This is a genomic window from Pseudonocardia sp. CA-142604, from assembly GCF_050948475.1.
Classification (GTDB): Bacteria; Actinomycetota; Actinomycetes; order Mycobacteriales; family Pseudonocardiaceae; genus Pseudonocardia; species Pseudonocardia alaniniphila.
Genome location: NZ_CP192045.1, coordinates 663,380 through 687,782 on the forward strand (window position 1 = coordinate 663,380; position 24,403 = coordinate 687,782).

General features: G+C 70.5%; 26 protein-coding genes and 3 tRNA genes. 20 read left to right on the forward strand and 9 right to left on the reverse strand.

Going from position 1 to position 24,403, the window contains the following annotated elements:
- The first annotated feature begins 119 nt into the window (after window positions 1-119).
- Complete coding sequence (locus ACQPZQ_RS03165; RefSeq protein WP_433291861.1) at window positions 120-1,448, forward strand: GDSL-type esterase/lipase family protein; 1,329 nt, start codon at window positions 120-122, stop codon at window positions 1,446-1,448.
- A 10-nt stretch (window positions 1,449-1,458) separates the two neighbouring features.
- Here the strand turns inward: ACQPZQ_RS03165 and ACQPZQ_RS03170 are convergent, their stop codons facing one another.
- Window positions 1,459-1,863 carry a hypothetical protein gene (locus tag ACQPZQ_RS03170; RefSeq protein WP_433291863.1) on the reverse strand — a complete coding sequence of 135 codons (405 nt, stop codon included), beginning with the start codon at window positions 1,861-1,863 and terminating at the stop codon, window positions 1,459-1,461.
- An 87-nt stretch (window positions 1,864-1,950) separates the two neighbouring features.
- The gene (locus tag ACQPZQ_RS03175) at window positions 1,951-2,172 is read right to left on the reverse strand and encodes a heavy-metal-associated domain-containing protein (RefSeq protein ID WP_433291865.1); all 222 of its coding nucleotides are present in this window, start codon (window positions 2,170-2,172) and stop codon (window positions 1,951-1,953) included.
- Between the two features lie 367 nt (window positions 2,173-2,539).
- Between ACQPZQ_RS03175 and ACQPZQ_RS03180 the strand changes: the two genes are divergently transcribed.
- From ACQPZQ_RS03180 to mftR, 6 genes are all read left to right on the forward strand, one after another.
- Entirely contained in the window at window positions 2,540-2,776 is a 237-nt protein-coding gene (locus ACQPZQ_RS03180) for a hypothetical protein (protein WP_241038455.1), read from the forward strand.
- Between the two features lie 146 nt (window positions 2,777-2,922).
- A tRNA-Glu gene (locus tag ACQPZQ_RS03185) sits at window positions 2,923-2,995 on the forward strand.
- A 37-nt stretch (window positions 2,996-3,032) separates the two neighbouring features.
- A tRNA-Asp gene (locus tag ACQPZQ_RS03190) sits at window positions 3,033-3,106 on the forward strand.
- Window positions 3,107-3,133: 27 nt separating this feature from the next.
- Window positions 3,134-3,207 (forward strand) — tRNA-Phe (locus ACQPZQ_RS03195).
- 285 nt (window positions 3,208-3,492) lie between these two features.
- Window positions 3,493-4,842, forward strand: coding sequence for a GGDEF domain-containing protein (locus ACQPZQ_RS03200; protein ID WP_433291867.1), 1,350 nt, complete (start codon window positions 3,493-3,495; stop codon window positions 4,840-4,842).
- 102 nt (window positions 4,843-4,944) lie between these two features.
- Window positions 4,945-5,565: a mycofactocin system transcriptional regulator gene (gene mftR, locus ACQPZQ_RS03205; protein WP_433291869.1), complete on the forward strand. Its 621-nt coding sequence runs from the start codon at window positions 4,945-4,947 to the stop codon at window positions 5,563-5,565.
- 21 nt (window positions 5,566-5,586) lie between these two features.
- Here mftR and ACQPZQ_RS03210 read toward each other — a convergent pair whose 3' ends face one another.
- Complete coding sequence (locus tag ACQPZQ_RS03210) at window positions 5,587-6,516, reverse strand: acyl-CoA desaturase (RefSeq protein ID WP_433291871.1); 930 nt, start codon at window positions 6,514-6,516, stop codon at window positions 5,587-5,589.
- A 300-nt stretch (window positions 6,517-6,816) separates the two neighbouring features.
- Here ACQPZQ_RS03210 and ACQPZQ_RS03215 point away from each other — a divergent pair, with 300 nt between their 5' ends.
- Window positions 6,817-7,020, forward strand: coding sequence for a cold-shock protein (locus tag ACQPZQ_RS03215; RefSeq protein ID WP_142059975.1), 204 nt, complete (start codon window positions 6,817-6,819; stop codon window positions 7,018-7,020).
- 241 nt (window positions 7,021-7,261) lie between these two features.
- On the opposite strand, the gene ACQPZQ_RS03220 is transcribed toward ACQPZQ_RS03215, so the two are convergent.
- Window positions 7,262-8,170: an NAD-dependent epimerase/dehydratase family protein gene (locus tag ACQPZQ_RS03220; RefSeq protein ID WP_433298978.1), complete on the reverse strand. Its 909-nt coding sequence runs from the start codon at window positions 8,168-8,170 to the stop codon at window positions 7,262-7,264.
- Window positions 8,171-8,445: 275 nt separating this feature from the next.
- On the opposite strand from ACQPZQ_RS03220, the gene ACQPZQ_RS03225 reads away from it, so the two are divergent.
- The 7 genes from ACQPZQ_RS03225 (at window position 8,446) to lon (ending at window position 15,450) form a co-directional block, all read left to right on the forward strand.
- On the forward strand, window positions 8,446-8,964 hold the full coding sequence (locus ACQPZQ_RS03225) for a bifunctional DNA primase/polymerase (RefSeq protein WP_433291873.1): 519 nt from the start codon (window positions 8,446-8,448) through the stop codon (window positions 8,962-8,964).
- Window positions 8,965-9,333: 369 nt separating this feature from the next.
- A complete protein-coding gene (locus tag ACQPZQ_RS03230; RefSeq protein ID WP_433298980.1) occupies window positions 9,334-10,548 on the forward strand; it encodes a DUF445 domain-containing protein in 1,215 nt (404 codons plus the stop codon).
- 326 nt (window positions 10,549-10,874) lie between these two features.
- Complete coding sequence (locus ACQPZQ_RS03235) at window positions 10,875-11,225, forward strand: helix-turn-helix domain-containing protein (RefSeq protein ID WP_433298982.1); 351 nt, start codon at window positions 10,875-10,877, stop codon at window positions 11,223-11,225.
- A gap of 15 nt (window positions 11,226-11,240) precedes the next feature.
- On the forward strand, window positions 11,241-12,002 hold the full coding sequence (locus ACQPZQ_RS03240) for a hypothetical protein (RefSeq protein WP_433291875.1): 762 nt from the start codon (window positions 11,241-11,243) through the stop codon (window positions 12,000-12,002).
- 88 nt (window positions 12,003-12,090) lie between these two features.
- Window positions 12,091-12,393: a DUF2516 family protein gene (locus ACQPZQ_RS03245; protein WP_241038661.1), complete on the forward strand. Its 303-nt coding sequence runs from the start codon at window positions 12,091-12,093 to the stop codon at window positions 12,391-12,393.
- Window positions 12,390-12,956 carry a YbaK/EbsC family protein gene (locus tag ACQPZQ_RS03250; RefSeq protein WP_433291877.1) on the forward strand — a complete coding sequence of 189 codons (567 nt, stop codon included), beginning with the start codon at window positions 12,390-12,392 and terminating at the stop codon, window positions 12,954-12,956. The genes ACQPZQ_RS03245 and ACQPZQ_RS03250 overlap by 4 nt, the downstream gene beginning before the upstream one ends.
- Window positions 12,957-13,104: 148 nt before the next feature.
- Window positions 13,105-15,450: an endopeptidase La gene (gene lon, locus ACQPZQ_RS03255; RefSeq protein WP_433291879.1), complete on the forward strand. Its 2,346-nt coding sequence runs from the start codon at window positions 13,105-13,107 to the stop codon at window positions 15,448-15,450.
- A gap of 75 nt (window positions 15,451-15,525) precedes the next feature.
- Here the strand turns inward: lon and purU are convergent, their stop codons facing one another.
- The gene (purU, locus tag ACQPZQ_RS03260) at window positions 15,526-16,419 is read right to left on the reverse strand and encodes a formyltetrahydrofolate deformylase (protein ID WP_433291881.1); all 894 of its coding nucleotides are present in this window, start codon (window positions 16,417-16,419) and stop codon (window positions 15,526-15,528) included.
- 81 nt (window positions 16,420-16,500) lie between these two features.
- Here purU and ACQPZQ_RS03265 point away from each other — a divergent pair, with 81 nt between their 5' ends.
- Window positions 16,501-17,763: an MFS transporter gene (locus ACQPZQ_RS03265; protein WP_433291883.1), complete on the forward strand. Its 1,263-nt coding sequence runs from the start codon at window positions 16,501-16,503 to the stop codon at window positions 17,761-17,763.
- On the opposite strand, the gene ACQPZQ_RS03270 is transcribed toward ACQPZQ_RS03265, so the two are convergent.
- A complete protein-coding gene (locus tag ACQPZQ_RS03270) occupies window positions 17,732-18,235 on the reverse strand; it encodes a DUF2505 domain-containing protein (protein WP_433291885.1) in 504 nt (167 codons plus the stop codon). The genes ACQPZQ_RS03265 and ACQPZQ_RS03270 overlap by 32 nt on opposite strands.
- A 24-nt stretch (window positions 18,236-18,259) precedes the next feature.
- Here ACQPZQ_RS03270 and ACQPZQ_RS03275 point away from each other — a divergent pair, with 24 nt between their 5' ends.
- The 3 genes from ACQPZQ_RS03275 (at window position 18,260) to ACQPZQ_RS03285 (ending at window position 20,856) form a co-directional block, all read left to right on the forward strand.
- Complete coding sequence (locus ACQPZQ_RS03275; protein ID WP_433291887.1) at window positions 18,260-19,297, forward strand: UDP-N-acetylmuramate dehydrogenase; 1,038 nt, start codon at window positions 18,260-18,262, stop codon at window positions 19,295-19,297.
- A gap of 95 nt (window positions 19,298-19,392) precedes the next feature.
- Window positions 19,393-20,589 carry a L,D-transpeptidase gene (locus tag ACQPZQ_RS03280; protein ID WP_433291889.1) on the forward strand — a complete coding sequence of 399 codons (1,197 nt, stop codon included), beginning with the start codon at window positions 19,393-19,395 and terminating at the stop codon, window positions 20,587-20,589.
- Between the two features lie 21 nt (window positions 20,590-20,610).
- The gene (locus ACQPZQ_RS03285; protein WP_433291891.1) at window positions 20,611-20,856 is read left to right on the forward strand and encodes a hypothetical protein; all 246 of its coding nucleotides are present in this window, start codon (window positions 20,611-20,613) and stop codon (window positions 20,854-20,856) included.
- 10 nt (window positions 20,857-20,866) lie between these two features.
- Here the strand turns inward: ACQPZQ_RS03285 and ACQPZQ_RS03290 are convergent, their stop codons facing one another.
- From ACQPZQ_RS03290 to ACQPZQ_RS03300, 3 genes are read right to left on the reverse strand one after another with little or no spacing between them, the layout of a single operon-like run.
- A complete protein-coding gene (locus ACQPZQ_RS03290; RefSeq protein ID WP_433291893.1) occupies window positions 20,867-21,781 on the reverse strand; it encodes an SMP-30/gluconolactonase/LRE family protein in 915 nt (304 codons plus the stop codon).
- A 5-nt stretch (window positions 21,782-21,786) separates the two neighbouring features.
- Window positions 21,787-22,524, reverse strand: a complete 738-nt coding sequence (locus ACQPZQ_RS03295; protein WP_433291895.1) for an SDR family NAD(P)-dependent oxidoreductase — start codon at window positions 22,522-22,524, stop codon at window positions 21,787-21,789.
- A 28-nt stretch (window positions 22,525-22,552) separates the two neighbouring features.
- Entirely contained in the window at window positions 22,553-22,804 is a 252-nt protein-coding gene (locus tag ACQPZQ_RS03300) for a DUF2530 domain-containing protein (protein WP_241038479.1), read from the reverse strand.
- 44 nt (window positions 22,805-22,848) lie between these two features.
- On the opposite strand from ACQPZQ_RS03300, the gene ACQPZQ_RS03305 reads away from it, so the two are divergent.
- Window positions 22,849-24,285: an NCS2 family permease gene (locus ACQPZQ_RS03305; protein ID WP_433291897.1), complete on the forward strand. Its 1,437-nt coding sequence runs from the start codon at window positions 22,849-22,851 to the stop codon at window positions 24,283-24,285.
- Window positions 24,286-24,403: the final 118 nt, after the last annotated feature.

A 24,403-nucleotide genomic window follows, 5' to 3' on the forward strand; every position in this document is an offset into this window, starting at 1 on the left:
CTGTAGCGAAACGGCGGGGGCGGGAGATGAAGATTCTGCGAGCGGTTCGGCAGACGTCGGGGCGTCATGCCGCACCTTCGGTTCGGTTTCGTGCTGCAGGCGGACGGGGGAGCAGGCCGATGTGGTTCGGACGCCGCTTGCTCGCCCTTCGGGGGCAGGGTCCGCGCTGGAGTCGTCACGCTCCGTCGGGCCTCGCGATCGCCGTGGCCGTCGTACTGGCCATCGGGCTCACCGTGGGCACGACCGGGGCGGGAGGAGCCGCGGCTGACGTCCGTCCCCTCCGGCCGCAGGACGCCTGCTCGTCACCGACCTGGGTCACCGCCTGGCAGACGGCTGCGCAGCCCGCGCCCGGCAACCCCGGCCTCGCCGGCACCACCCTTCGCATGATCGTGCGCCCGCAGATCTCCGGGTCCGAGGTCCGCATCCGACTCTCCAACGCCTACGGCGCCGTGCCGCTGACCGTCGGCGCGGCGTCGGCCGCCCGCTCCGACGGACGGGCGGGCCTGCTGTCGGGCAGCGTGGAGCCCGTGGCGTTCGGCGGGAAGACGTCGGTCGTGATCCCGCCCGGTGCCGAGGTGGAGAGCGACCAGGTGCCGCTCGAGGTCGAGGCAGGCGAACCCCTGGCCGTCAGCATGTTCCTGCCCGCCGCCCCGCCCGTCATGACGCAGCATTCGGTGGCGCTGCAGACGTCCTACATCTCCCGCAAGGGCGACTGGACGTTCGGCGACGCATCCGCCTTCCCCACGCGGATCCTCTCGTGGCTCGTGCTCACCGGCGTGGACGTGCTGGCGCCCCGCCCGGTCAACGCGGTGGTCGCGATGGGCGACTCGATCACCGACGGCGTCGGTAGCGCCCCCGACCTCGACGAGCGCTGGCCCGACGCCCTGTCGGCCGGGCTCGCCACCGCGGGCGGCACCAACGTCATGTCCGTGCTCAACGCCGGGATCGCCCGCAACCGGCTCCTCAACGACGACACCGTCGGTGGCGGGGACTCGCCGCTCACCCGGTTCGAGCGGGACGTGGAGGGCGCGACCGGGGCCACCGACGTCGTCCTGCACATCGGCACCAACGACGTGGCGGCCCGCCGTCCCGCGGCCGAGATCATCAAGGGCCTGCAGAAGTTCGCCGAGCGCGCGAGGGACGCGGGCAAGCGGGTGTACCTCACGACGATCACCCCGTCCGGCGCCGGTGCCCACGGCACCGCTTCCGCCGTCGCGAACCGGGCTGCCGTCAACGCCTGGGTGCGGGTGCACGGGCGGGAGTACGCCGACGGCGTGTTCGACTTCGCTGCCACGGTGGCCGATCCGGCGCGCCCCACCCGCCTCGCCCCCGAGTTCGACGCCGGGGACGGTCTGCATCTCTCGCCTGCGGGCTACCGCGCGCTGGCGGAATCGGTGGACCGGGACCTGCTCACCGGCAGCCCCTGCCTCACCCCCGAGCGCGACTGAGCGGGAACGCCTACCGCAGCCCGAACCAGCCCCGTCCGCGCCGCGGGCGGTCCTCGTTGCCGTCCTCGTCCTCGTCGGTTACGACGGGGAGCGGCCCGGTGGCCGTGTCCTCCCTGTTCAGCCGCTCGATCACCCAGTCCACGGCCAAGGCGCCGGGCGAGACGCCGCGGTCCGCTGCGATGCGTCTCAACTGCTCGATCCGCAACGCGGGCAGCCGGAGCTGGAAGACCTGAGCGGACCCGAAGCGGCCGGTCAGTTCGGTGGAACCCTGGCCGTCGCCCGAGAGTGCGGCGAGGTACGAGCTGAGCTCCCCGTCCTCGACGACGGGATCATCCGGCTGTTTCGCGACCGGGCTTCTCCCGCTGGGAGCCGGTGCGCGATGGCGCGAGCGGGAGCGATCGCGGGGCGGAGGCATGCGCGGAGCCTACGACCGGGGGATGGCCGGAGATCGCCGAGCACACGCTACGGCCAGGGGAACCGCTCCGCTCATGGTCGGCTCGACTCAGTCGACGAGGTCGTAGCCGGCCTCGGTGATGGCCGCCGCGATCTCGTGACGGGCGACCTCGCGGTCCGCGAGCACCGTGACGGCCCCGCTCTCCAGGCTGACCTCCACGGCGTCGACGCCGTGGATCTCGCTGATCTCCTCCGTGACGGACATCACGCAGTGCTGGCAAGTCATCCCGGCGACGGTGACCTGGGTGCGGAACGGTGCCTCGACGGACATGCAGGGCCTCCTCGGATGTGGGTCGAATGGTGGCAGAACCGGCATCCGCTCCCCGCCCGGCCCACGCCGTTCACGATTCCGGTGGTGACAATACGGCCAGGGGGTAAGGAAGCGTGGCGACTCTCGCGAGTCTCCTGTGTTCGCTCCGTCACGGTCGAGTCCGATCTTCTCCCGCTAAGAGGGGGTGCGTCGCGGAAGGGCGGTAGGTAACGTGCCGGTCACGGCCACGGGGGTGGCTACGGGGCGTTCCGGCTCGGGGTGGGGTACCCGCGCCGGGAAAGGCGACCGAGTCCTGCGGACGGCGATGTCCGCGGTTGCGCGCCCCCGATCGGTCGGGGCCTGGTGGCGACCGCACGGGGAGGCGTCGATGAGTGGTATCGGAAGTGCACGGCGGGAGATCGGTGAGGAACGGATGGCGCCGGGGGGCGCCATCCCGAGTCAGCGCACGGCTGCGGACGCCTATCGCGTCTCCGACGACCAGCTCCACCGCGCGAGGCTGGTGGTCGCGCGCAACTCGGCCGACTCCGACGACCTCCGGCAGTTGCTCGACATGCTCGGGTTGATCTCGGCCAACCCCGACCAGCCACCGCCCGTCACCCGCTGATGGCCCGCCGGCTCGGCCGTGACCTGCGGTCGAGCCGGTCCGGCTCGATAGGCACCCCCGGGTGTGGGGCCCTCCAGACCCTGTCATATGCTTATGCGGCTCCCAACGGACAGCCGTTGCGGGCGGGGACTGCCCTGGTGGTCCAAGCCCCCATCGTCTAGCGGCCTAGGACTCCGCCCTTTCAAGGCGGCAGCGCGGGTTCGAATCCCGTTGGGGGTACGTTTCACCGGCACGACCGTACGATGCAGTACAGCAAGGCCCAGTGGCGCAGTTGGTTAGCGCGTCGCCCTGTCACGGCGAAGGTCGCGGGTTCGAGTCCCGTCTGGGTCGCTCCACCTTCCGGCACACCGCCGGTTCGGCCAGGTAGCTCAGTTGGTACGAGCGACCGCCTGAAAAGCGGTAGGTCGGCGGTTCGACCCCGCCCCTGGCCACAACTTCTGCAGCGCTCGGCATCACGAGCTTTCCTGCTCCGTGGCGGCAGGCCAGGTATCCTGGCCTGGCCATGTCTCGTTCGGCCTGCCGGAAAGGCTGGGAGCGCGGCCCCCTGGATGTATACGCGGCGTGTGCCGTTGCCGGCCTCGCTGCGGCAGCTCACCGCTCGGCGGGTGGATCAGTTCGCCCGAGCCGCTGACGTAGGGTTGTCATCCGGCTACCATCCGTCGGGGGATGGGGGGCATGTGAACGTGACGACAGCCCGCTCGAAAGGGTTCTCGGGAATGCGACTGCCACGGCGCGGCCCTGTGGGCCTCACCCGTTGGGGCGTGTGGTCGCTACCCGCACCGGTACTCACCGTGATCCTGCTCGTCGAGCTGGTGGCTGTCGGCACATTCGTCATGAGCCTGCGCCACGGCATCGGCGATCTACCGCACTCGTGGGCGCTCATCCTGGCCGTGCTGACCGCGGCGGGCATCGTCAGCACCGAAGCCTCGCTGGGCGTCGAGCGCGTCAGGCGCCAGTCGGACGAGGGGCCGCACATCGACCTGAGCTCGGTCTGGACGTTCGCGGCTGCCGCGCTGCTTCCTGCACCGCTGGCCGTGGCCGTGGCGCTCGTGCTCTGTCTGCACATCTACGCGCGCGTGTGGCGCCGCTCGGGTGTGCCACCCCACCGGGCCTTGTTCAGCACGGCCACCGTCGTGCTCGCCGTGCAGGCCGCCGCGGCCGTGATGGCGCTGAGCGAGCCCACCGTTCTCTTCCGCACCGTCGGTGGCCTGCTGACGGTGCTGCTCGCCCTGGTGGTGTACGCAGCGGTCAACATGACCCTGGTCGTCGCGGTGATCGTGTTGTGCGGCCCGAACCGCCGTTTCTCCACGTTCCTGCAGACGCTCTGTCACGGTGACGATGCCGTTCTGGAGTTCGCCACGCTCTCCATGGGGGCGCTCGCCGCGTGCGCGATGGCGTCCTTCGGACCTGGGTATGCGGTGCTGGTGCTCCCCCCGTTGATCGTGCTCCACCGCACCGTCCTCGTGCGCCAGCTCGAGGAGGCCGCCAGCACCGATGGCAAGACGGGGCTGCTCAACGCCGCTGCCTGGCACGACCAGGCCAGCCGGGCGCTGCGACGCGTCGAACGCTCGGGCGGGCACGCCACCGTGCTGGTGCTGGACCTCGACCACTTCAAGCACGTCAACGACCGGTACGGACACCTCGTGGGCGACCAGGTGCTCGCCACCGTCGCGGCTGCGGTGCGCAGTGAGGTGCGTGACGACGACATCGTCGGGCGCTTCGGGGGCGAGGAGTTCGTCGTCCTCCTGCCCGGTCTCGACGGTGAGGACGGGCACCCCGGGGCGGAGGCTGTGGCGGAGCGCATCCGCCGGAGGATCAGGGCGCTGCGGGTCGACCTCGCCGACCCGGTGGGGCAGGCGGTGATCGACCACCTCAGCGTCTCCATCGGCGGCGCGATGATGCCGGCCGACGGCAACGAGCTGGGGCGGCTGCTCGAGGTGGCCGATGCCGCGATGTACTGCGCGAAGCATGCCGGTCGCAACACCGTGCGGATGGGGCTCTCCGCCGTGCCGAGCGCACCGGGAGGGGCTCGCACCGCGCGGCCCTCGCCGTATCGCCGCCCCTGACGGCCGGGGCTTGCGGCGGCGCGGCCCGGTGCCCATCGGCTCGCCGTGGGACGATCAGGCGGTTTGTGGCCGCTAGTGCTCGCGCCCGCCGAGGAATTCGACATGTCCGCACACCCGATGGATGACACGGCTCCGGCCCGCAGAGCCGGCCGCCGTCCCGTCACCACGCGGTACGAGATCGAACACATTGCGCTGGAGCTGTTCAGCGAACGCGGCTTCGACACCACCACGGTGGACGACATTGCCAATGCTGCGGGCATCGGGCGTCGCACCGTCTTCCGTTACTACCGCTCGAAGAACGACATTCCGTGGGGTGCGTTCGACGAAGAGCTCGAACGGATGCGCCGGACCTTCGCTGCGCTTCCCTCGGATCTGCCGATAATGGCGGGAGTCCGGCGCGCGGTCCTCGACTTCAACGAGGTGCATCCCGACGAGCAACCCTGGCACAGGCGGCGGTTGCGGCTGATCCTCGACACACCTGCGCTCCAGGCCCATTCGACACTGCGCTACGCGAAATGGCGTCGGGTGGTGGCGGAGTACGCCGCATCGCGACTCGGCCTGTCGCCCGATGATCTCGTGCCGCAGACGATCGGGCACGCCAGTCTGGGCGTGGCGCTGGCCGCTTACGAGCGCTGGCTCACGGAGGGCGGCAACCTGCACGAGTTGCTCGACGTGGTCTTCCGCGCGCTGGAGAGCGGCCTGGTGCCGGAGCCGGCCCGGTAGCGGGGCCGGCCCCGGGTCGGCTCACCGCGAGAGCCGCTCCAGCCTGCGAGCCGTTGGCCAGCGCACGGAGTGGGCCCAGCCGAGCTTCTCGAAGACCCGGATGACGGCGGCGGAGATGTCCACCTGCCCACGCTTCACCCCGTGCCGTGCGCAGGTCGGGTCGGCGTGGTGCAGGTTGTGCCACGACTCGCCGAACGAGAGCACGGCGAGCCACCACACGTTCCCGGAGCGGTCACGTGCGGCGAACGGGCGGTCGCCCACCATGTGACAGATCGAGTTGATGGACCAGGTGACGTGGTGCAGCACCGCCACCCGCACGAGGCCGGCCCAGAAGAACGCGGTCAGGGCGCCCCACCACGACCAGCTGACCAGACCGCCGATGAGGGCAGGCAGGCCGAGGCTCGCCAGCGTCAGCACGATGAAGCTCCGGTCGACCGCCGCGATGTCACGGTCGGCCAGCAGGTCGGGCGCGAAGCGGCGTGCGTTGGTGCGGTCGCGGCCCAGCAGCCAGCCCATGTGGGAGTGCCAGAAGCCGCGGACGAGAGCCGCCGGACCGGTGCCGAACAGCCAGGGTGAGTGGGGGTCGCCGTCCTTGTCGGAGAAGGCGTGGTGGCGCCGATGGTCGGCCACCCAGCCGACGACGCTGCCCTGGAACGAGATGCTCCCCGCCACGGCGAGGGCGATCCGCAACGGTCGCTTCGCCTTGAAGGAACCGTGTGTGAAGTAGCGATGGAACCCGACAGTGACGCCCAGCCCGCTCAGGACGTAGAACGCCGCGGCGAGGCCTACGTCGAGCCAGCTGAGTCCCCAGCCCCAGGCCAGTGGGACCGCGGCGGCCACCGCCAGCAGCGGTATCACCATGAACGCGATGACGAGGGCCTGCTCGGTGTCGGACTTGCGGCCCTCGGTGAGGGCGGCGGCCGGCGGGCGTTCCTGCAGGACAGGGGGCATGTGGATCCTTCGCTTCGTCACAGGGCCGGGGAACAAAGGTCACGGTACGGCAACGGGCGGCTTTCGCTTTGGCCATGCGAACCAACCATCGGCCGAATCGACTTACACGCGCTCGCAGGCCCCCGTGATAGGTTCTGCCGCGGTTGCAGTCGTGTCTTCCTCGATCGTTGTGAAGCGTCCGTGGAGAGTGACGGTGGGCTTCACAGGCGATGCAGAGGTTTCAAGCGTTCGTCGGTGTTCCCGTGCAGCCCCCAGTCGGCACAGTGCCGGCAGGGTCCGCTTCACGTATGGAGAACAGGTATGCCGCAGGGCACCGTCAAGTGGTTCAACGCCGAGAAGGGCTTCGGCTTCATCGCGACCGACGACAACGGCCCGGACGTCTTCGTCCACTACTCGGCCATTCAGTCGGACGGCTTCCGCACCCTGGAGGAGAACCAGCGCGTCTCCTTCGAGGCGAGCCAGGGCGCCAAGGGCCCGCAGGCCGACACGGTCCGCCCCATCTGAGAGAGCCTCTCTCGGATCGCAGCTTCGATGCCGGCGCCCGTCATGGGCGCCGGCATCGGCGTCTCCAGTGTCGTGGAAACGGGGTTCCTTGCCCGGATCCGGTGTCCAGGCGGATGGATCGCAAGGCGGAGGAGGCGCCGATACCGCTGTTGTATCGGGGCCGACGACAACGCCGCGAGGCGCCGTCTGGGCGTCGGAGGCGGGTAAGACGACCTCGTTTCCTCGGCACTAGGTCGGTCGGTCAGCTGCCCCCGGCCCACGCTGCCGTGCGGGCCACACCCTCGTCCACACCGACCGGTGAGAAGCCCAGCGCCCGCGCGCCCGCGTCGTCCACCCGCACCGGCGGCAGGTGCCCGTAGACCTCGGAGCGGCGGGCGTACGTGTCGGCGTCCTCCCCGAGTGATGAGCCCGGCGGCAGCGTGCGCACCCGCGTGCCACCCACGTGGTCGGCGAAGGCGTGCAGGACGCGGCCGAACGTGGCCACCTCTCCGCTCAGCACGTACCGCTGGCCCGGCTCGCCCCGCTCCAGGGCGAGCAGGTGCCCGGCTGCCGCGTCCTCTGCGAGGACCCATCCCACGGCGGCGTCCACCACGGCCGGCACCTCGCCACGAGCGGCCGCGATGAACAGACCGTTGTAGGACAACGGCCCCCGCGGGCTCGGGCCGTAGATGCTCACCGGGTTGACGATGACCGCGCCCATGCCGCCTGCGGCGGCCGTCAGCACGAGCTCCTCGGCGGCGGCCTTGCTCACGGAATAGGGGTCGGTGAGGGCGTGCGCCCCCGTCGGGGACTCGGCCACCAGTCCCGAGGAGTCGATCACCGCCGCGCTGCTGCTGGTGTAGACCAAGCGCGCCACCCCGGCGTCCGTCGCGGCGGCCAGCACCGAGCGTGTGCCCTCGACGTTGGCCCTGCGGGTCGCCTCGGCCGAGCTCTCCACGGAGCCCGCGAGATGCAGCACCGCGTGGCAGCCGTGCACGGCGCGGCGCACCGCATCGGTGTCGGCCAGATCGCCCACCACGACGTCCACGCCATCGGGTAGGAGCTCCGCCGCCTTCGCCTGGTCTCGCACGAGCACGCGGACGTCGTGCCCCTCCCGCACGGCCAGCTCGACCAGTGCGCTCCCCAGATAGCCCGTCCCACCGGTGATCATCAGCACCGGAGCATCGTTCCAGCCGCTGGCCGACGATAACCGGCGACAAGCGACATACCTCCACACGGACCAGCCGTCGATCCCCCGACGCCTACCGGTCGCCCGCCGTTCACGAGGGCCGAACGGACTACGTCCGGAGGCGCTCCCGCTCGTCTCGGAGTCGGGCTCGGTCGCCGCTGCGGGCTCTGAAACGCGTGTCGGAGCCGTCATGCTCAGTGTTGAGCCTCACAGAGACACGCCAACCGGGCGGGCTCGCACACCATCGGAGGTCAAAGATGCCGGGCTGGGACAGCTACCGCGCGGTGTACGGCGCGGAGCTGCGTGCGGCGGCGCTCGAGTTCGTCGACCACGGGTGGCCCGTGGTGGAGGAGTCGGCCACGTCGCTCCTATTGATCACCGGCTCAACCCTCGATGTCATCGAGGTACCGGCGGCCTGTGGGCGCCAGGTCTGCGCACAGCTGCGCGCCGCGGGAGCGGTCGTGCCGGTCGCGGCCACGCCCACCGGGTCGTGGTGGTTCCCGGTCGCCACCGGTGGCGCGCTCACGGATGAGCTGAGCGAGACCGCCGGCGTCGCCCTCCACACCGCTGGTGCCGCGGTGCTGGCTCCGCCGTCCCAGGTGCCCGACGGCTGGGTGCACTGGCGGGTCGCGCCCGCGCTCACCGGCTACCGGGTGCCGTCGCCGGGCCTGATCGTGCATGCCGCCGCCGATGCCGTTCGGTGGCGGGCCGACCGTGAGTTGCACCCGGGCGCCCAGCGGCCCGCCGGTGCGATGGCGGTCGGACTGCGGTTCTGACGGACCGCGCAGCCGGCACCCGGCTCACCTCCCGCTGACGCGGCTCGTCGCGCCGCGCCGGGGGGACCCGGGCTCGCCGGTGGTGTGGCGCCCGAGGGGGGCTAGTCCCAGGGGGGATCCCTCGCCGTGCGGCCGCACCACGAACGTGGCCGGGGTCGGTGGAACACCATCGACCCCGGCCAGACCCAGTTCCGGACAACGAGACTGCGGTCGGGCAGGCAGTATGGGTTCGTGCAGATCTCGGAGAGCCCCGGATCGGAAGCGCCGGAGGCGAAGCGCCCCGCGGGCTCGTTCCCGCGACCTGTCGTCGAGGTCGGCCTGGGTTTCGGCCGGATCGACGCCGCCACCCGCGCGCGTGACCTGCGGCGGATGAAGCGCTTCGCCACCGGACTGCTGCTGCTCGCCACGGTCATCTTCCTGGTGTCCCGTTGGTGGGAGGTCAATGACGGGCCGGCGTGGATCGGGTATGTCCGCGCCACGGCCGAGGCAGGGATGGTGGGCGCGCTCGCCGACTGGTTCGCCGTCACCGCGCTCTTCCGGCGCCCACTGGGGCTGCCGATCCCGCACACCGCGATCATCCCGACGAAGAAGGACATGATCGGCGACAGCCTCGGCGACTTCGTCGGGGAGAACTTCCTGTCCGAGGACGTGGTGCGCGACAAGCTCGCCCGCGTCCAGGTGTCGCAGCGGGTCGGTGCGTGGATCGGCCAGGAGGCCAACGCCTCCCGCATCACCGCCGAGCTCGCCACGGCCGCCCGTGGTGTCGTCACCGTGCTGCGCGACGAGGACGTGCAGGAGGTGATCGAGCAGATCCTCGTGCCGAAGCTCCTGGAACGCCCGATCGGGCCGCCGCTCGGCACGGTGCTGGAGGGCGTTCTGGCCGACGGGTCGCACCTGCGCCTGGTCGATCTGGTGTGCGACCGCGCATACGACTGGGTCACGGCCAACCACGACATGGTCCTGCGGGTCGTGCACGAGAGGGCGCCGTCGTGGTCGCCCAGGTTCGTCGACGACCTCATCGCCGACCGGGTGTACCTCGAGGTGCAGAACTTCGCGTGGAACGTGAAGACCGACCCCGAGCACCCGTTACGCAAGGCGGTCGACCGCTTTCTCGTCGAGTTCGCCACCGACCTGCAGCGCGACCCGGAGACGATCGAGCGCGCCGAGCGGATCAAGTTCCAGATCATCGGGCACCCGGACGTGCAGAAGTTCATCGGCCAGGCCTGGAGCACGGTCAAGGTGATGATCCTCGACGCCGCCGCCGATCCATCGAGCGCGCTGCGCAACCGGGTACGCGACGGGTTCATCGCACTCGGCACGCGTCTCAGCAACGACACGGAGCTCCGCGACAAGGTCGACGGCTGGCTGGCCGACGCGGCCGGCTACGTCGTGCGGCACTACCGGGCGGAGATCACCACGCTGATCACCGACACCGTCGAACGTTGGGACGCAGAGGAGACCTCGCGCAAGGTGGAACTGCAGGTGGGGCGTGACCTGCAGTTCATCCGCATCAACGGCACGGTCGTCGGTGCGCTCGCCGGGCTCGTCATCTACACGGTCGGTCAGCTGGCGTTCGGCTCGTAGCGCTGGTGGCTCTCCGCAATTGTCAGATCGCACACAGCGATCTCCCGTCGTATAGGTGCAGTATTTAGCAAGCACACCTAATTCGGCCTGCGGTGAGTCCGCGCTGCTCGAACCGGTGACGAAGGCCACGCAACGTGCAAGCTCTGTGCTTGCAACAGCTAGCGTTCGTGGGTAAAGTCGCTTGCGCGAACGGGAGGTGATCGGACGTGCCAGTACCGAGGGCCCCAAGACAGGACGGGCCCGGGGAGCGCGTCGGACACGCGGTCGAGCATGTCGGCCAGGTCGTCGAGCAGGCGGGCCAGGCCGTCGGCCAGGCCGTCGACGACATCGGCGGCTACATCCGCAGTCAACGGGAGAGCGCTCAGGTGTCGCTGCGTCAGCTGGCTCGCACTGCCGGCGTCAGCAACCCCTACCTCAGCCAGATCGAGCGGGGGCTGCGCAAGCCGTCGGCCGAGATCCTGCAGCAGATCGCGAAGGGTCTGCGGATCTCCGCGGAGGCCCTGTACGTGAAGGCCGGGATTCTCGACGAAAGGCCGGCGAGCGACGTCACCGACGCCGTGCTCGCTGATCCGACCCTGACGGAGCGCCAGAAGCAGGTGCTCCTCGAGATCTACCAATCCTTCCGGCAGGAGGGCGGCAAGCACGTCGCCCCCGGCCACACCACCGAACCATCCTGACGAGGAGTGATCATCATGCCCGTGTCACTACCTACCGCCGCGGACGTCCGTAAGGCCCGTGAGCAGGCCACCAAGAGCGCCGCCGAGCGTGCCGAGGTCGCCCGCACCCCGCTGTTCGCCGTCCTGGGCGCAGGCGAGATCGCCGTCGCCGCTGTGTCCAAGGCCGCCGAGGCTGCTCGTGCCCGCGCCATGGTGGCCCGCACGCGTGCCACGGCTCAGGCCGAGGACGTGCAGCACCGCGTCGCCGAGCTGCCGCAGCGCCTGTCCTCCGAGGAGCTGCGCAAGACCGTCGCCGAGCTGCGTGCGCAGGCCGAGCAGGCCTACGCAGGATTCGCGGAGCGCGGTGAGAAGACCTGGGGACGCATCCGCAAGCAGCCCCAGGTGGAGCAGGCACTCGCGACGTTCGGCTCCTACACGGAGAAGCTCGACGCTCGTGTCGACGGCCTGGTCGACGACGCCCACGATGCCGCCACCAAGGCCCTGGCCACGGTGACCACCCAGACCCGGTCCACCGGCGAGCGGGTGGCCCGCGCCAGCAAGCGCATCAGCGGGCGCACCGCCGACAAGGTCACCGACGTCAGCGCTGATGCGTCGAAGGCCGTGACCAAGGCCGGTGCCGAGACGGCCGGTGCGATCAACGAGGCCGGCGACGAGCTGGCCCACGACGCCCGCAGTGCCACCCGCAGGGCCGCCAACCGCACGGCTCCCAAGGACGCCACCCGCCGCCCGGCCACCCGCCGGACCGGCACGACGAACGGCACGGGTCCGAAGAGCTGACCCGATCCGCACAGCGCCCCCGAGGTTCTCCTGCTCCTCGGGGGCGCTGTGTCGTGGTCGTCCAGGGTAGGCTGCCCGTGTGAGCCTGCTGTACGACCTCGATGACTGGGTGCTGTGGGCGCTGTGGCTGCTGGCCATCCCCGTGGGTGCCTACGCCTTCATTCACGCCTTGATGCAGCGTGCCGACGCGTTCACCGCGGCCGACAAGCTCACCAAGCCGGCCTGGCTCGGGATCACCGGTGCCAGTGTGCTGGTGTTGGTCGTGTTCCAGGGAGGTCCGCGCAGCAGCGGCACCCTGTTCTGGTTGGCGGCTCTAGTAGCCGTGCTCGTCTACATCGTCGACGTCAAGCCCGCGGTGGTGGGCGTGCAGGGCGGCGGTAATCGCTGGTGAGTGCCTGGTCCGTCCTCGGCTCGCTGGAGGCGGTCCCCGCGCTCGACCGTCCCGATCTGCTGGGTGAGCCCGTAGCCCATGCCCTCAAGCTGCTCGATCCTGCCGACGCCGCGCTGGTCGGTGTCGCGGAGATCGACCCGGGGCTGGCCGACACAGCGGCATTCTGCGAGGCCTACGGGTCCCCGCTCGACGGTTCGGCCAACTGCGTGGTCGTGGCCGGTCGGCGCGGCGAGGAGACGCGCTACGCGGCCTGCCTGGTGCTCGCCACCACGCGTGCCGACGTCAACGGGCTGGTCCGCAAGCGGCTGAACGCCCGCAAGGCCTCGTTCGCGCCGATGGACGACGCCGTCGCGCGCAGTTGCATGGAGTACGGCGGGATCACGCCGATCGGCCTGCCCGAGGACTGGCCGGTGCTCGTCGACGCAGCGGTGGCAGCGGCCCCTGCCGTCGTGATCGGGAGCGGCGTGCGGCACTCGAAGCTAGCCCTTCCCGGAGAGCTGACGACCCGTCTGCAAAATGCAGAAGTACTGGAAGCCCTGGGAAAACGCACTACGGAGCCGTAGAGCTGCCGGGCGGGGGGTTGCGACCGCTCTACGGCTCCATAGTGCGTCGGGTGGGTTGAGCGGAAGCGGCTCAAGCTTCCTGTGTTCGCTGCTGGCGGACTTACTTGAGAGCTGGAATTCGTTCAACGGTGTAAGCGTTGACTGGGGCATGACAGAGACGCTGAAGCTGCCGGTGCTTCCGCTCGCCGACTCGGTGGTGCTGCCCGGCATGGTGGTTCCCGTCCGGCTCGACGAGCCGGATGTGCAGGCGGCGGTCGATGCAGCGAACAGCGTCGATCGCAAGGTCCTGATCGTTCCGCGCCTCGACGGTAAGTACGCCGCAGTGGGCACGATCGCCGTCCTCGAGCAGGTCGGCAGGCTCCCCAGCGGGGAGCGCGCGGCCGTGGTGCGCGGTGAAGGCCGCGCGCAGATCGGGTCCGGTGTCACCGGCCCCGGTGCCGCGCTGTGGGTGGAGGCGACTCCGATCCCCGACCCGCCCGTCACGGGCAAGGCGACCGAGCTCGCCAAGGAGTACAAGGCCCTCGTCATCGGGATCCTGCAGCAGCGGGGTGCCTGGCAGGTCATCGACTCGGTGCAGCAGATCACCGACCCCGGCCAGCTCGCCGACACGGCAGGCTGGGCGTCCTACCTCGACCTGGACCACAAGTCCCAGCTGCTCGCCGAGACCGATCCGGTCAAGCGGCTGGAGCTGCTGATCGAGTGGACGCGCGAGCACGTCGCCGAGCAGGAGGTCTCCGAGAAGATCGCCAACGACGTCCGCGAGGGCATGGAGAAGACCCAGCGCGAGTTCCTGCTGCGCCAGCAGCTGGCCGCGATCCGCAAGGAGCTGGGTGACGACGAGCCCGAGGGCGCCGACGACTACCGCACGCGGGTCGAGAACGCCGCCCTGCCGGAGCACGTGCGCAAGGCCGCGCTCACCGAGGTGGGCAAGCTGGAGCGCGCGTCGGACCAGAGCCCGGAGTCGGGCTGGATCCGTACCTGGCTGGACACCGTCCTCGACATCCCGTGGACGACGACCACCGAGGACACCGACGACCTCGTGGCCGCCAGGGCGATCCTCGACGCCGACCACGCCGGCCTCGACGACGTCAAGGAGCGGCTGATCGAGTTCCTGGCCGTCCGGGCTCGGCGCAACCGCCGTGGCCTCGACAAGGTCGGCGGCCGCGGGTCCGGTGCCGTTCTGTCGCTGGTCGGCCCGCCCGGTGTCGGTAAGACGTCGCTGGGTGAGTCGGTCGCGCGGGCCCTGGGCCGCAAGTTCGTCCGCGTCGCCCTGGGCGGTGTGCGGGACGAGGCCGAGATCCGCGGGCACCGGCGTACCTACGTCGGCGCGCTTCCCGGCCGGATCGTGCGGGCCATCCGCGAGGCGGGCTCGATGAACCCGGTCGTGCTGCTCGACGAGATCGACAAGGTCGGCAGCGACTTCCGGGGCGACCCGACCGCGGCGCTGCTCGAGGTGCTCGACCCTGCGCAGAACCACACGTTCCGCGACCACTACCTCGAGGTCGACCTCGACCTGTCGGACGTGCTGTTCCTCGCCACGGCCAACGTGTTCGAGGCCATCCCCGGCCCGCTGGCCGACCGGATGGAGATCGTGACGCTCGACGGCTACACCGAGGCGGAGAAGGTCGCCATCGCGCGCGACCACCTGCTGCCGCGCCAGGTCGAGAAGGCGGGCCTGGAGCCGTCCGACGTCGAGTTCTCCGAGGTCGCACTCGGCATGATCGCCGCCGAGTACACGCGCGAGGCGGGTGTGCGGCAGCTGGAGCGTGGCCTGGCGAAGGTCCTGCGGAAGGTCGCCGTGCAGATCGACGCCCGTGCCGATGCGCGCTCCGCTGACGCTCCGCACGGGGAAGACGTCGAGCGGCCCGTTCACATCGACGCGGACGCGCTGGTGGGCTACCTCGGCCGGCCGAAGTTCACGCCGGAGACGGCGGAGCGGACGTCCGTGCCTGGTGTCGCCACCGGGCTCGCGGTCACCGGTGCCGGTGGGGACGTGCTGTTCATCGAGGCCACCTCGATGGAGGGCGAGCCTGGTCTGACCCTGACCGGCCAGCTGGGTGACGTCATGAAGGAGTCGGTGTCGATCGCGCTGAGCTACCTGCGCTCCCGCGGCCTGGCCGGCGACCTGGCGTCGCGCAAGCTGCACGTCCACGTGCCGGCGGGCGCCGTGCCGAAGGACGGGCCGAGCGCCGGCATCACGATGACCACGGCCCTCGCGTCGCTCGCCAGCGGGCGACCGGTGAAGTCGAACGTCGGGATGACGGGTGAGGTCACGCTGCAGGGCAAGGTCCTGCCGATCGGCGGGGTCAAGCAGAAGCTGCTGGCCGCGCACCGGGCCGGGCTGACCGACGTGATCATCCCGAAGCGCAACGAGCCCGACCTCGACGATCTGCCGGAGTCGGTGCGCGGTGAGCTGCGGGTGCACCCGGTGGCAGACGTCGCCGAGGTCCTGAAGCTGGCTCTCGAGCCGGTTCAGGTGGCTACCGCCGCCTGATTCCCTACCCCCAACGAACGGCGCTCTCGTCCGATACTCACGGACGGGAGCGCCGTTCGTGCGTTCAGGGCGTCGTCAGCGGAAGACCACCGTCTTGTTGCCGTGCACCAGCACCCGGTCCTCCAGGTGCCACCGCAGGCCGCGGGCCAGTACGAGCCGCTCGATGTCACGGCCGCGGCGCACCATGTCGCTCGCGGTGTCGCTGTGGTCCACCCGGATCACGTCCTGCTCGATGATCGGGCCGGCGTCCAGGTCGGGCGTGACGTAGTGACACGTGGCGCCGATCAGCTTCACCCCGCGTGCGTACGCCTGGTGGTAGGGCCGGGCGCCGACGAACGAGGGCAGGAAGCTGTGGTGGATGTTCAGCGCCCGCCCGGCCCACGCCCGGCAGACCTGTGCCGGAAGGATCTGCATGAAGCGGGCGAGCACGATCGCGTCGGGGTCGTAGCCCTCGACGAGCCCGCTCAGCTCGTCGAACGCCTTCTCCTTCTCCACCGCGTACCGCACGTTGCCCGGCGGTGGAAACTCGACGTGGTGGAACGGCACGCCGTGCGCGCGCACGATCCCGCCCAGCTCGTCGTGGTTGCCGATCACGGCGTCGAGCTGCACCGGCAGCTCACCGGCCGCGACGCGGCCCAGCAGGTCGTGCAGGCAGTGCGGTTCCTTGGTCACCAGGAGCACGGCACGCTTGGGCACCGCGGTGTCGGTGACCGTCCAGTCGGTCTGCCCGCCGAGCTCTGCCGCGACCTCGGCGAAGCGGTCCCGCAGTTCGTCGACGCCGTAGGGGAGCGAGTCGGCGCGCACGACCTGGCGGGTGAAGAACCATCCGGTGTCCGGGTCGGAGTGGTAGCCCGCCTCCGTGATCCAGCCGCCGGCGTCTGCGAGGAAGCCTGCGATCCTCGCCACGATTCCGGTGGTGTCGGGACAGCTCAAGGTGATCACATAGCGCTGGTCGGCGGTCGCATCCACAAGGGGATCGTGCCTTGTGGCCGTCGCGGTGTGGCAGACGGCATGCCCTCGGCGGCTCGGCCGCAGAGCATCCTGTTCTCCGTGACTTCACGGGCAAACGGCACCGACGACAGAGCCGGCACCCGGCGTCGCGCAGTGGCTGCAATGACGTTCGCCACCGGCGTCATCGTCGCCAACAACTACTACGCCCAGCCCCTCGAAGACGCACTCGCCGAGGCGTTCCACGCCACCTCGTCGCAGGTCGGCGTGGTCCTCACGCTCATCCAGCTGGGCTACGCGTTCGGGCTCGCCACCATCGTTCCCCTGGGTGACCTGCTGGAACGCCGCAAGCTCGTCGTCACGATGCTCTCGATGACCGTGGCAGGCATGGTGGTCGTCGCCATCGCCCCGTCGCTGACCGTCCTCGGCGCGGCCGCGACGCTCGTCGGGCTCACAACGGTGGCCGCGCAGGTGCTCGTCCCATTCGCCGCACACCTCGCTCCGGAGGGCCAGCAGGGCAAGACGATCAGCACGGTGATGAGCGGGTTGCTGATCGGCGTGCTGGTCTCGCGGGTCGTGGCGGGGTTGGTGTCGCAAGCGCTCGGCTGGCGTGCGGTGTTCGTGCTCGGCGCCGTGCTCACCGCGGTGGCGGTCATCCTGCTGTGGCGGACGCTGCCGGTGCTGCCGCCCGCCACGAAGATGCACTACTTCGCGCTGCTGCGCTCGGTCGTCAGCTTGGTGCGCGAGGAGCCGGTGCTGCGCTGGCGGGTGGTCTACAGCGCGACGAGCTATGCGGCGTTCAGTGCCCTCTGGACCAGCATCGGCTTCATGCTGGCCGCGCCGCCGCACAACTTCGAACAGGGCGCCATCGGACTCTTCGCCCTGTTCGGCGTGGCGGGGGCGGCGGCCGCACGGTTCGCAGGCCGGTTGGCCGACCGCGGCTGGGCGCACCACGCGGTTGGCGGGTTCCTGCTCGTCTCGACGCTGGCCTGGCTACTGATCGGCCAGGGTGCCCGTCCGGGGGCCGGCGCGGTGGTGGCCCTCGCGATCGGGCTGCTGCTGTTCGACCTCGGCGTGCAGGGCGTGCACGTCAGCAACCAGGCGATCGTCTACGCGCTGCGGCCCGAGGCACGCAGCAGGCTCAACTCCGCCTACATGACGCTCTACTTCCTCGGCGGCGCGGTGGGAAGCGGCCTGTCGGCGGCGGCCTACGCGAGCAACGGCTGGCTCGGGGTGTCGGTGCTCGGCGGGGTGCTGCCGGCGATCGGGCTTGCGTTCTGGCTGGTGGACACCGCCTTCCGGCGGCGCCGCGCCCGGGTGGGGGCCCGAGCGGTCAGTGTCGCTGCTCCAGCCACTCGCGCGTGAACTGCGTCTCGAGGTCGAACAGCTCACCGATCCGCCCGACCACGACGTCCTCGATCCGGCCGCCGATCAGGGGAACCTTGACGCTGATGTCGAGGCGCAGGAGGAGCTCGCTGCCCGGGTTGGCGTCGTGCAACTGCATGCCACCTGCCGCTGACGCGGGCGTGTTGTGGATCGTCACCGCCACCGTGGCGTCGTAGCGGCCGGGGCCCTGCTTCTTCCAGCTCTCGGCGCGCTCGATGGTGATGTTTCCCGGCAGCACCGTGCGGAGCGCGGCCGGCATGTCCTGCGCGTCGAGGCCGTGCCGCAGCCGGTAGCGCACGCCGTCGGCATCGGGGTGGTGCTCCAGGAGTGCCGCGCCCGGGCCCCCGATCTTCGCCAGCCGCGCGCGTAGGTACTCGGGGTCGGTCATCGTGGCGTACACCTCGTCGGCGGGGTACGGCCACGTCGAGCGGTAGTCGAATTCCCGTGGCATACGGGGAGGCTACCGTTGACCCTCGTGCCGGTACCTGAAGTGGCCACGCGGCTCGCCCCGCTGACGACGCTGCGGCTCGGCGGTCCGGCGCGCACGGTCGTCGCCGCGCCCTCTGCCGAGGCAGTCGTCGAGGCCGTGCGAGCGGCCGACACATCCCGGGAGCCCCTGTTGCTGCTCGGCGGCGGATCGAACGTCGTCATCGCCGACGAGGGGTGGAAGGGCACCGTCGTGCGGATCGCCAGCACCGGACGGGCCGTGGAGCACGGCGAGAACGGTTCCGTGGTGCTCACGGTCGAGGCGGGCGAGGACTGGGACGGGGTCGTCGCGGCCTGCGTGGCCGATGGGCTGGGCGGGCTGGAGTGCCTCTCCGGGATCCCCGGCCGGACCGGCGCCACCCCCGTGCAGAACGTCGGTGCCTACGGTGTGGAGATCGCCGAACTGCTCGTCGACGTCGACCTCTACGACCGCGGCGCCGGAATCGTCCGCGAGCACGTGCCTGCGGAGGAACTGGGCCTGGGGTACCGCACGAGCGCTCTCAAGGGCCGCGACGACGCCATCGTGCTGCGCGTCCGTCTCACCCTCTCCACCGACGCCACGAGCGCGCCGATCCGCTACCCGGAACTCGCCAGGGCGCTCGACGTCGAGCCCGGCTCGCGGGTTCCGGCTGCGGCGGCGCGGGAGGCCGTGCTCGAGCTACGCCGTGGCAAGGGCATGGTGCTCGACGCGACCGACCACGACACCTGGAGCGCGGGCTCGTTCTTCACCAACCCCGTGGTCCCGGAGGCCGAGGCGCCGGAGGGCGCACCGCGCTGGCCGGCCGGTCCCGGACTGGTCAAGGTCCCGGCGGCCTGGCTGATCGAGCACTCCGGGTTCCGGAGGGGCCATCCCGGGCCCGGGGGGCGCGTCGCGCTGTCCGACAAGCACGTGCTCGCCCTCACCAACCGAGGCGACGGCACCACCGCCGACCTGCTCGCGCTGGCGAGCGACGTGCGGCGTGGTGTGCAGGAACGGTTCGGGATCGAACTGGTGCCGGAGCCGGTGCTGGTCGGCTGCCGGATCTGATCGATGCGTACGCTCCGCATAGCAGCGTTGTAGGGCAACCGGACGGGGGGTCCGGGCGTCTCTCTCCCTGCGGGAAGTGCTGTGAGGGGAAGTTCATGAAGAGGATCCTGCTGGTCCTGGCAGTGGTGCTGATCGGTTCGCTGGGTGTGGTCACCGCGGCCACCGCGGCCGGACGGCAGGCCATGGAGACGGTCTCGAGTGCATCGCAGCCGGAGCCGGGCCCTCCGCAGGACGTCGCTCCTGTGGCCAAGGTCTCCTTCTCGCCCGCGGCCGGTTCGGACAGCACCAACCCGACGGCGAAGGCCACGGCCACGGTCCGCGAGGGCAAGTTCGACGACGTCACCCTCACCGGTCCGAAGGGGAAGGCGGTCAAGGGCTCGTTCAACAGCGAGCACACGGAGTGGACCACCGCGGATCCCCTCGCCTACGGCACCACCTACACCTGGAGCGGCAGCGCCGTCGGCACCGACGGCAAGTCCGCGCCGGTGAACGGATCGTTCTCCACCCTCTCGCCCGCGAAGACCGTGCGCGGCACGCTCAACATCGGTGACGGGCGCACCGTCGGCGTCGCGGCACCGGTGCGCATCCAGTTCAACGGCCACGTCGCCGACCGGGCCGCGGTCGAGCACGCCCTGTCGGTCAGCACGTCGGTGCCCGTCGAGGGCTCGTGGGGCTGGCTGCCCGACGAGGGCGGCGGCTCGCGAGTCGACTGGCGCCCCAAGGCGTACTGGCCGAGCGGCACCACGGTCACCGTCAAGGCCGACCTCTTCGGCGTGGCCTACGGGCAGGGTGCCTACGGCGCCGCCGACGTCACGTCCACCTTCGAGATCGGTCGCGCGCAGATCGTCAAGGCCGACGTCAACAGCCACCGGATGATCGTCATGCGCGACGGCAACCAGATCGCCGACTTCCCGGCGAGCTACGGGCTCGGCACCGACCCCAACCGCAACACGCGTTCGGGGATCCACGTGGTGAGCGAGAAGTTCACCGACAAGCGGATGGTCAGCCAGCAGTACAACTACGACACGGTCGAGCAGTGGGCGGTGCGGATCAGCAACAACGGCGAGTTCATCCACGCCAACCCGGCATCGGCGGCAGCACAGGGCTCCGACAACGTCACCCACGGTTGCGTCAACCTCTCGATCGACAACGCGAAGGCCTACTACGACACGGCGCTCTACGGCGACCCGGTCGAGGTCACGGGCACTCCCGTCCAACTCTCCGCGCGTGACGGCGACATCTGGGACTGGACGCTCAGCTGGGACCAGTGGAAGAAGCTCTCCGCCCTCTAGCGCCGAGGAAACGCGACGCTAGTGGCGGTTCGCTCCCGGCTGGTGCGGGTACGCGCCGGCATGCGTCCCGATGATCTGAGCGACCAGGCGATCACCCGCGCCGAACCCCTCCCCGAGGAGTTGGCGGTCGAGCGCGGCGGAGAGGACCGGCGGGCCGCGGCCGTCGAGATCCTGCGCGACTCCGAGGAGCGGGTCGTGGACGCGGTGGAGGGCAATGCGCCCGCCGACGCGGCCACCGAGCGCAGGCATTCCGAGGAGACGACGTAGCGGGGGCCGGCTACCGGCCCTCGGCCGCTCCGCGAAGCACCGCCGCGGCGTCCCGCACCGTGGTGCGGATCCGGTACAGGCTCGACGTCGCGACGATGTAGAGGGTGCGCCCGTCCTCACCCCCGAAGCACAGGTTGCCGATCTTCTCCGGCACGGGCACACGCTCCACCCGATTGCCGGCCGGGTCGAACACCTGCACCGAGTCCAGGCTCGACGTCCACACGTTGCCGGTCTCGTCCACCCGAATCCCGTCGGGCAGCCCGGGGTCGACCTCGGCGAACTCGCGACCGTTCTTGCACCGCCTGCCGTCGAACACGTCGTAGCAGTGGATCGAATGGCCACCCGGCCGGTTCGGGTCGCGGTGGCCGTCGGGCGGCGAGACGCCCGAGTCGGCGACGTACAGCAGCGACTCGTCGGGCGAGAACGCGAGCCCGTTCGGCATCTCGACGTCGATGACGACCGGGGTGACCGACGCGTCCCGCGGATCGAACCGGAACACGTAGTGGTCGCGGTACTCCAGTTCGCCAGGGTGGCCTTCACCCGGCTTCTGGATCCCGTAGGAGGGATCGCTGAACCAGATGGTGCCGTCGCTCTTGACGACGACGTCGTTCGGCGAGTTGAACCGCACCCCCGCCCACCTGTCGATGATCGTCTCGACGACGCCGTCGCGCTCCCGTTCCACGGCGCGCCTGCCGTGCGAGCACTGGACCACCGAACCGTCGAGGCCGAGGGTGCGGCCGTTGGTGAACTCCACGTCATCGCGGTACACCCTGAGCTCGCCGGAGTGCTCCGAGTACTCGAGGATCCGGTTGTTCGGGATGTCGCTGAAGCGCACCGTCCTGCTCTCCGCCAGCCACACCGGACCTTCGGCCCAGACGGCTCCGGAACCCACCTTCTCGAGCGCGGCACCGGACTCGATCAGCATCGGTATCAGCCTTCCCGCTTCATCCGCATGGCGCTCGCCTGGTTGCGCGGCTTGACGACGATCTGGTCGATGTTCACGTTGCTCGGACGGGTGGCGGCGAACGCGATCACGTCGGCGACGTCGTCGGGCGTCAACGCCTCGATGCCGCGGTACACGCCCGCTGCCCGGTCCGCGTCACCGTCGAAACGCACGAGGGAGAAATCGGTCTCCACGAGTCCGGGCAGGACTTCGGTGAGCCGCACCGGCTGGCCGAGCAGCTCACCGCGCAAGGTGCGATGCAGCATCGCCTGTGCGTGTTTGGCCCCGGTGTAGCCCGCGCCGTTGTCGTAGGCCTCGATGGCCGCGATCGAGGTGATCGTGACGATGTGCCCGTCGCCCGATGCGAGCAGCGCAGGCAGCAGCGCCTTGGTGACGCGCAGGGTGCCGATCACGTTCGTCTCGAACATCCAGCGCCAGTCCTCCTCGTCGGCCTCCGCGACCGGCTCGAGGCCCTTGGCGCCACCGGCGTTGTTGACCAGCAGCCGGCAGACGGGAACCGCGGCGGCGAACGAAGCGACCGACTCGGGGTCGGTGACGTCCAGGCGCACCGCCGTGCCGTCGATCGCGGCGGCGATCTCGGCGCATCTGTCGACGCGGCGCGCTCCGAGTACGACGTGGAAGCCGGCCTTCGCGAGGGCGTAGGCCGTGGAGGCCCCGATGCCCGAGCTGGCGCCGGTGACGACGGCGATGGGTCGGTCGGTCATGGCCCGAGCCTAATGCGGTGGGAGAAGATCACTCCAGGCCCTGCTGGGCGCTGCGCGACCCCCGCCGTACGGCCGCCCGCTGCCATGAGTAGACCCCGTATCCGAACGCGCCGAGCAGCGTTCCGGCGACGCATGTGGCGAACCAGATGTCCAGCGGCCGGCCGGTGAGGGCCCACGCGGCGAGCAGGACCACGGCCCCGACGAGCCACAGCGTCGTGCCCACTACCGCCACGGTGCCGACATGGCTCAGCCGTGGGGAGAGCGGCGGTGGCTCGACCATGTTTCCAGCCTACGTCCGTCCGCCTGGCGATCTACGGTGAGCGCGTGCTCGAACGTCTCTTCCACGTGTCCGAGCGTGGCTCCACCGTCGGTCGTGAGCTGCGCGGCGGGCTCGTCACCTTCGTGACGATGTCCTACATCATCGTTCTGAACCCACTGATCCTCGGCAGCATCGCCACGAGCGGGCCGGGTGCCAAGCCGGACGCGTTGGGCAACGTTCTCGGTATCCCGCAGGTCGCCGCGGTCACCGCGCTGGTCGCCGGGATCATGACGCTGTTGTTCGGGCTCGTCGCCAACTATCCGTTCGCGATCGCGACCGGACTCGGAATCAACTCGCTCGTCGCCGTCACGCTCGCTCCGATCATGAGCTGGCCGGAGGCGATGGGTCTCGTCGTGATCGACGGTGTGATCATCGTGCTGCTCGCCGCCTCCGGGTTCCGCACGGCGGTGTTCAACGCCGTGCCGCCGGAGCTGAAGGCGGCGATCGCCGTGGGGATCGGGCTCTTCATCGCGTTCATCGGGCTGGTCGACTCCGGCTTCGTACGGCGCATATCCGACGCCGCCGGCACCACCGTGCCGGTGAGCCTGGGCATCCAGAACTCGATCGCGTCGTGGCCGACGTTCGTGTTCGTGATCGGGCTGCTGATCACCACCGTGCTCGTGGCGCGCCGGGTGCGGGCCGCGATTCTGCTCGGGGTGATCAGCACCACGGTGGTGGCGATCATCGTCGAGGCCATCGTGCACGCCGGGCCGTCGGCGGGCACGAACCCGAAGGGATGGGCACTGTCGGTGCCGACGCTGCCCGACAGCATCATCGGCCTGCCCGACCTCTCGCTGGTCGGGGCCGTGTCCTTCGGCGCGTTCGTCCACCTCGACCTGATCACGGTCGTGCTGCTGGTGTTCACGCTCGTACTGGCCAACTTCTTCGATGCGATGGGCACGATGGCCGGGCTGGGCCAGCAGGCCGGGCTCGTCGGGCCGGACGGTCAGTTGCCCCGTGTCGGCCGGGCCCTCATCGTCGAGGGCATGGGCGCGGTGGTCGGTGGCGCGGCCTCGGCGTCGTCGAACACGGTGTACGTCGAGTCGGCGAGCGGCATCGCGGAGGGTGCACGCACCGGCCTGGCCAACGTGCTCACCGGCCTGCTCTTCCTGCTCGCGATGTTCTTCACCCCGCTCTACTCGATCGTGCCGATCGAGGCCGCGGCGCCGGCGCTCGTGATCGTGGGGGCGCTGATGATGCGGCAGATCACCCAGATCGACTTCACCGAGTTCCGGGTGGCGCTGCCGGCCTTCCTGATGATCGTCGTCATGCCGTTCACGTACTCGATCGCCAACGGCATCGGAGCGGGCTTCGTCGCCTACGTCGTGCTGGCCGCGGCCACCGGCCGTGTCCGCACCGTGCACCCGTTGATGTGGGTGGTGGCCGTGGCCTTCGCCGGCTACTTCGCGGTGGGGCCGCTGCGGGGACTGTTCGGCGTGTAGAGCCCTTGCGATCCGAGGAAGGGCAGGCTAACCTTCCTTACGTCGCTTCGTGGTGGGAGTGACGCGTCAGTTCGGGATCGCGTCGGGGCCCTGGCCTACAGGCCAGGGCCCCGACGCA

Excerpts from the sequence above, each read along its gene's own strand:
- lon (WP_433291879.1), top strand. The coding sequence starts at position 13,105 with ATGACAGAGACGCTGAAGCTGCCGGTGCTTCCGCTCGCCGACTCGGTG.
- ACQPZQ_RS03225 (WP_433291873.1), top strand. The coding sequence starts at position 8,446 with ATGCCGGGCTGGGACAGCTACCGCGCGGTGTACGGCGCGGAGCTGCGT.
- ACQPZQ_RS03175 (WP_433291865.1), bottom strand. The coding sequence starts at position 2,172 with ATGTCCGTCGAGGCACCGTTCCGCACCCAGGTCACCGTCGCCGGGATG.
- ACQPZQ_RS03230 (WP_433298980.1), top strand. The coding sequence starts at position 9,334 with ATGAAGCGCTTCGCCACCGGACTGCTGCTGCTCGCCACGGTCATCTTC.
- ACQPZQ_RS03165 (WP_433291861.1), top strand. The coding sequence starts at position 120 with ATGTGGTTCGGACGCCGCTTGCTCGCCCTTCGGGGGCAGGGTCCGCGC.
- mftR (WP_433291869.1), top strand. The coding sequence starts at position 4,945 with ATGTCCGCACACCCGATGGATGACACGGCTCCGGCCCGCAGAGCCGGC.
- ACQPZQ_RS03170 (WP_433291863.1), bottom strand. The coding sequence starts at position 1,863 with ATGCCTCCGCCCCGCGATCGCTCCCGCTCGCGCCATCGCGCACCGGCT.
- ACQPZQ_RS03200 (WP_433291867.1), top strand. The coding sequence starts at position 3,493 with ATGCGACTGCCACGGCGCGGCCCTGTGGGCCTCACCCGTTGGGGCGTG.
- ACQPZQ_RS03210 (WP_433291871.1), bottom strand. The coding sequence starts at position 6,516 with ATGCCCCCTGTCCTGCAGGAACGCCCGCCGGCCGCCGCCCTCACCGAG.
- ACQPZQ_RS03220 (WP_433298978.1), bottom strand. The coding sequence starts at position 8,170 with ATGATCACCGGTGGGACGGGCTATCTGGGGAGCGCACTGGTCGAGCTG.
- ACQPZQ_RS03215 (WP_142059975.1), top strand. The coding sequence starts at position 6,817 with ATGCCGCAGGGCACCGTCAAGTGGTTCAACGCCGAGAAGGGCTTCGGC.
- ACQPZQ_RS03290 (WP_433291893.1), bottom strand. The coding sequence starts at position 21,781 with ATGCTGATCGAGTCCGGTGCCGCGCTCGAGAAGGTGGGTTCCGGAGCC.
- ACQPZQ_RS03300 (WP_241038479.1), bottom strand. The coding sequence starts at position 22,804 with ATGGTCGAGCCACCGCCGCTCTCCCCACGGCTGAGCCATGTCGGCACC.
- ACQPZQ_RS03280 (WP_433291889.1), top strand. The coding sequence starts at position 19,393 with ATGAAGAGGATCCTGCTGGTCCTGGCAGTGGTGCTGATCGGTTCGCTG.
- ACQPZQ_RS03240 (WP_433291875.1), top strand. The coding sequence starts at position 11,241 with ATGCCCGTGTCACTACCTACCGCCGCGGACGTCCGTAAGGCCCGTGAG.
- ACQPZQ_RS03180 (WP_241038455.1), top strand. The coding sequence starts at position 2,540 with ATGAGTGGTATCGGAAGTGCACGGCGGGAGATCGGTGAGGAACGGATG.
- ACQPZQ_RS03270 (WP_433291885.1), bottom strand. The coding sequence starts at position 18,235 with ATGCCACGGGAATTCGACTACCGCTCGACGTGGCCGTACCCCGCCGAC.
- ACQPZQ_RS03295 (WP_433291895.1), bottom strand. The coding sequence starts at position 22,524 with ATGACCGACCGACCCATCGCCGTCGTCACCGGCGCCAGCTCGGGCATC.